This window comes from Sporosarcina sp. Y1004 (genome assembly GCF_057669665.1).
The window spans coordinates 1-5568 of sequence record NZ_JBYHFQ010000053.1; the positions used below are offsets into that span (position 1 = coordinate 1).

Annotated in this window: 5 protein-coding genes; all 5 read left to right on the plus strand. The window is 35.3% G+C overall.

What is annotated here, in order from left to right:
* Window positions 1–664: 664 nt before the first annotated feature.
* Genes AC25Y6_RS19525 through AC25Y6_RS19545 form a run of 5 tightly spaced genes read left to right on the plus strand, consistent with a single transcriptional unit; the run spans window position 665 to window position 5189 of the window.
* Complete coding sequence (locus AC25Y6_RS19525; protein WP_488144194.1) at window positions 665–1201, plus strand: RNA polymerase sigma factor; 537 nt, start codon at window positions 665–667, stop codon at window positions 1199–1201.
* The gene (locus tag AC25Y6_RS19530; RefSeq protein WP_488144195.1) at window positions 1194–1967 is read left to right on the plus strand and encodes a hypothetical protein; all 774 of its coding nucleotides are present in this window, start codon (window positions 1194–1196) and stop codon (window positions 1965–1967) included. Before AC25Y6_RS19525 ends, AC25Y6_RS19530 begins: the two co-directional genes overlap by 8 nt.
* On the plus strand, window positions 1954–2832 hold the full coding sequence (locus AC25Y6_RS19535) for an ABC transporter ATP-binding protein (protein ID WP_488144196.1): 879 nt from the start codon (window positions 1954–1956) through the stop codon (window positions 2830–2832). The genes AC25Y6_RS19530 and AC25Y6_RS19535 overlap by 14 nt, the downstream gene beginning before the upstream one ends.
* Entirely contained in the window at window positions 2807–3961 is a 1155-nt protein-coding gene (locus AC25Y6_RS19540) for a hypothetical protein (protein WP_488144197.1), read from the plus strand. The genes AC25Y6_RS19535 and AC25Y6_RS19540 overlap by 26 nt, the downstream gene beginning before the upstream one ends.
* 1 nt (window position 3962) lies before the next feature.
* Entirely contained in the window at window positions 3963–5189 is a 1227-nt protein-coding gene (locus AC25Y6_RS19545) for a hypothetical protein (protein WP_488144198.1), read from the plus strand.
* Window positions 5190–5568: the final 379 nt, after the last annotated feature.

Below are 5568 nucleotides of genomic sequence, written 5' to 3' on the forward strand. Positions count from 1 at the left end.
TGTAAGCCGTTGATACATCAATGTTTATAGAGGGAGTTTAGTTGAAGAAGAATTTATTGAAAAATACATTAAAATATGAAATTAGAGTTGGAGTATTTATGCGTTCACTTAAAAAGGCAATTATTTTATTCTCACAACTACATCATCACATCAAGTAGCCTTGCTATCCGATTTAAAAAATTATAAATTGGAAGGCTATTTATCATTAAACCGTATTTGATTAAGTCCAAGACTTAAATCAAGTGCGGTTTTTTATTTTACAAAAAATTGGAGGTAAAGAAAACGAAGAAAATAGATTATCAAAATGTGAAGGGTACTCAAGATTACTTACCGAATGCCTAAGTAGTAGGACGAGACATAAAAACATTAGAAGATGCATTCATTGGAATGGATGTAAACCACTGGAGGCACCTATATTAAATTACACCGAATTTCTGACTTCTGAATACGGTGGCTGAAATATTAGAAGAAATGTACAATTTAACGGATAGAGGAGAAAGAGTTTAGCGTTAAGGTATGACCATACTATTCCGTTTTCCCAAGTTGTTGCAATGAACCCTATAAATCTGACTTTGATATAGATTAAAAATATAAAGTGAAATAGTGCAACGATTGTAAGTTGGATTTCGAATATAAAGGTAATGAAGTCGAAGGGAGTAGAAAAGTGTTAACTGATAAGCGTTTAATTCGTTACATATTAAACAAAGGTTCAAATCAGGCAGCAAATGAATTGATTCGACGTTATTATGATGACCTGTATTTTTATCTTTATCGTCAAGTTGGTAATGGAAATGACGCTCTTGATTTAACACAGGAAGTTTTTATCGCTGTGCTAAAAGGATTGGGTTCTTACGATGATCGCAAATCTTCATTCCGGACGTGGCTCTTCCGTATTGGAACCTATAAAGTCATTGATGCACGACGCAAAGTGAAGATGACTTGGTTAGAATTGCACGATGTAGCGTGGGGAGAAGAAAAAGATTTTGATGAAAGTTTGTACCAGAAGGAACTATTAGGGGCGATTAATCAATATGTTGCAAGTTTTCGTCCGGAAATTCAGGAAATCTTCCGGTTACGCGTCTATGGGGAATTATCATTTCCAGAGATTGCTTCATTGCTTGCTCAAAAAGAAGAGCGAATCAAAGCCCAGTACTATCGGTTGATTAAAAAAATTAGAGAGGAGTTTCGTGAACATGAATAGAGAGAGAAGGAAAATCCCTTTCACACAGGATGAAAAAGAAAATAGCATTGCTTTTATTTTAAAAGAAGTCAATCTCCAACCAGTAACGTTTAGAGAATTTTTTCGTTCTTATTTTCAAGAAGTTGGTTTCCGCTATCTGTTTTGGGGAATCGGAGATATTTTATTTATTGTTGGCCTTTTGTTGATAGGAGTAGGGGTCCTGTATTTTCCTGATTTAAATCATTTACTTGAGAATGACCATAGTGAAATTTATTTTACTGTTTTTATGGCATCGCCTCTTTGCTATGCCCTCTTGTATTTTCTTGGGATTTGGAAAGAAAGACTGTTGGGAACCTTCGAACTAAAAATGACACTACGCGTTTCTTTGAAGGAGCTACTCATTTTACGTATGTTGGCGTTTAGCGGAATTTCTTTGGTTGTTTCTGTGGGGAGTAATGTCCTTATTTGGCAATTGCTTGGTCAAGAACTTTCGCTGATGAGATTGTTTAGTCTGTCGTTTTCTTCCTTGTTTTTATTTGCGAATATTCAACTCCTTTTAGAATATAAAATACCGATGCGTTGCAGTCATTGGGTAACGCCAATTATATGGGGTGCTGTGGGCGTTCTCTTTGTTTGGAAACAAGACAGGATTGCTCAGCTTCTGTTGTATCTACCGATTTCGATTGTCACAGCGATCGTTTTTGGATTACTACTTTTATTTATCTATTTATTGCGTCACAACTACTTTATGGAAAAGGAAGGAACGATTACTTATGCTAACGCTTAGCCACGTCAGTAAGAAATTTCAGGCCAATCTAGTTTTGGAAGATATTTCCCTGACTTTTGAAAATGGTGTTTACGGATTATTGTCTCCAAATGGCGCAGGAAAAACGACATTATTAAAAATGATTACAACACTTTTATTCCCAACTTCTGGTGAAATATTATGGAATGGACAAGCGATTAAAGAGCTGGGCGCGAATTATCGTGGAATATTAGGTTATTTACCGCAAGATTTTGGTTATTATGGCAATTACACGCCCACAAGATTTTTATTATATATTGCAGCATTACAAAAATTGAATAAGAAAGAAGCGAAAGAAAAGATTGATGAGCTTTTAGAACTTGTTGCACTTTCTGATGTAAAAAACAAGAAAATGAAACGTTTTTCAGGAGGGATGATCCAACGGGTAGGAATTGCTCAAGCGATGTTAAATAATCCGAAGTTACTAATTTTGGATGAACCGACAGCGGGCTTAGATCCAAAAGAACGCGTTCGTTTTCGTAATTTGATTCATCGTCTCGCTCAAGACAGGATTGTCATTTTATCTACACACATTGTTTCCGATGTTGAGACGATTGCAAAACAAATCATTATGATTAAAAATCATCACTTGTACTGTTGCGAAACGCCCTCTCAAATTATTCGGTCGGTACAAGGGAAAATTTTTGAAGTTCCTGCTACTTATCAATTAACTCCAGAGCAATTGCTATTAAGCGAAAGAGAAAGTGATGAAGGTCATTTGCTGAGAATTGCAAGTCCAGTTGTCCCAAAAGAAGGTGTGGAAGTACGCCCAAGTTTGGAAGACGCGTTTCTGTACATTTATCGAGACGAGGTGGTTACAGATGCCTTTACGAATTATTCCCTTTGAAATTCGTAAACTATTTGAACAGCCAATGATTATCTTGTTTTTTGTAGCAAGTTTATTGTTAAATATAATCTATATTGCCACAGCGGGATTGGATCAATCTTATTTAAATTATATTCAGGAAACAGAAGTAAAAACAGGAACTTTGATTACATCTGAATTCCGTGAAAAGCTTTCCAATCAATCCGCTAGTAAGGAACAACAGCAATTACTGACAGAAACTGCTGAACTAGAGAATATTTTTCAACATTACTCAACAGAAGCCTTGGGTCAAGAGATGATTGACTTTTTTCAAATTCAAGGTTCAGTCGCTGAAAAAATGAAGAGAAAATACGAAAAATTGACTCCCGTTGTACATGAATTAGCCGAAGTACAAGCTGCATTGGAAGTGGGAGCAGCGGGAGAAACAATGAGCTTCTTCACCTTAATAAGAAATCGATTATTTCGTGTAATTTTAGGAGAAAGTTTAATCTTTGCTTTATTACTAGGTTTGTATGGAAGTACTTCTGAGAGATTAACCAAAACAGATGTCCTCGTGATGACCTCAAAAACAGGACGTAAAACACAAGTGAGTAAATATGTAGCGAGTTTAATGCTCACATTTCTTTTTTATGTAACGATGGTAATGTTGACGTTTGGCATTTTTAATCATATGCATCCTATTGGAGCATTATGGCAAACAAGTATGTCGACACAATTTCACGTAAACGTTTATTTTCCTCAATTGTTGGAAATACCCTTTATACTTTGGCAACCAATGACATTGTTAACCTATACGATTCTGTCCATTGTATTAGGCGGCTTATTAATCATCCTCTGTCATGGATTTAATTTTCTTGTAGGCTTATGGACGGATCATTTATTTCGAGGATTTATTGTATTCGTTGTCATTTATGTTGTCTTACTCGGACTGGAACAAATCATTAATCAATTAGGTTGGTGGAATATGCATTCTCTATTGATGTGGCATCCAATTTCACTGTGGAAAATACAAGGCTATTGGTTTACGGAAATGGGACCTTATGCAACAATTCCATGGCAAGAATCAATTGCAGTGGTCGTCAACATTCTTCTCTTAGGCGTTGGCGGAATTTTAACAAGTAAATTCTATGCAACAAAGGAGGTAAAATAAAGTGTTTACTGTTGAGTTTAAAAAGTTATCTCAACCGATTTTGCTTCTCGTAGCACTCTTAATAACGATTGTTATCTACAATCAAGATTTGAAATTTATCCATAAATTCTGGCCGAATGGCGGTATGATTTCTGTTTATGATAAAGCTTCTGAGTGGCAAAATCGATTCGGACAAACGCTCGAGGAGGAAGATATAGCAGAAATTGAAGAAGAGTATATTACCTTGGTCAAACAAGCAGACAAGATTGTCTCGGAAAACGCTATCGCTAAACAACTTCAACTTGGAAGTTATACTGAGTTTGAATCATGGTATCGAGAAAACATTCCCGGTGTAGCAATTAATGAGATGAATGAAGAAGAGAAAGAAATCGTAAAAAAAATCGATGTGATTCAGCAAGATTTGATAGATGATACTGGTCATTCAATGGTGGATAAAATCGATGTCTTACAAAAATTACAGAGTTCTATGAAGCAATTTGATTCATCAGACGTATTTCTCAATCATGAACACTATTCGGAAAAAGAAAGGGAAAGACTTACAGAAACTTTATTTAAGGAAGAAGGTTGGCGTAATATTTTGCCGAGTTATTTAACTTCGACGGTTGCTGCCCATTTTGAAAGTATTCTTACCCTAATTATTTTTCTATTGTCTTTATTGATCCCTTCTGTTTTTGTTAGAGATCGTTTGTTAGGGTTACAAAAAATTCAATGGAGTAGTCGTCATGGACGGAATATTCTTTGGTCACAATTTGCGAGTGGCATGACTGCTAGTTTTCTATTGATTACTTGTGTTGTAGGCATTTTTGGAAGTTTATTGTATTTCGCTGATTTCACACAATACTTCTCGAATGGGTTGAATTCATTTTTTGTCGATAGCGAAGAACCTTTACTGCTATCTTATTATCCATGGACATTTGCTCAATGGTTAGTGAAAATCGTGTTGTTAGTCTATTTGATTGGAATGGCTTATAGCGGAATTCTCTCATTCCTCTCTCAGACTAGTCAACATTATTTGTCCTTACTCATGAAAGTTATTCCAGTTGCCTTTGTTTTTATCGTCATCGCTAATCGAGTGCTCAAAGATGCGTTTTATCTAAAGAATGACTTGTATCAATGGACAAAAATTCCAATGATTGAATTATATGCAGGAATTCTTTTGTTGGTTATCAGTATAAGCTTACCGATCATTTTTTGTATTCGTCATCAAAATAAAGATTTATTGAATTGATTTACCATCATGGATCTAAAGAAAAATTTTACATTACGATATAGGAAAGTATCATCGGTCTCTCCCTTTAGATTTGTATCTAAACGGAGTTTTTGTGAAATGGGATCCATTAATTAAGTAGGCTTTCTTAATCAATATACGGATGTTATCCTAAAAGGAAGTGAAGGTTTGTTGAATATTTGTGTTTAAATAAATATAGAGTTTGTGAAAGATTGTTCTTAAGCTAACGGGTGCTTTACTTCAAGAAGGAGTATAGCCTTTTTTCTTATTGAACTAACGGGGCAGTTTAGTTGAAGAGTGTTGTCTAACTTGTGTTCAACAATCTGGACCATATTTGTCGAGAGTGCTTTCAAAAGGGGGATGGGGATATGAAGGTAGT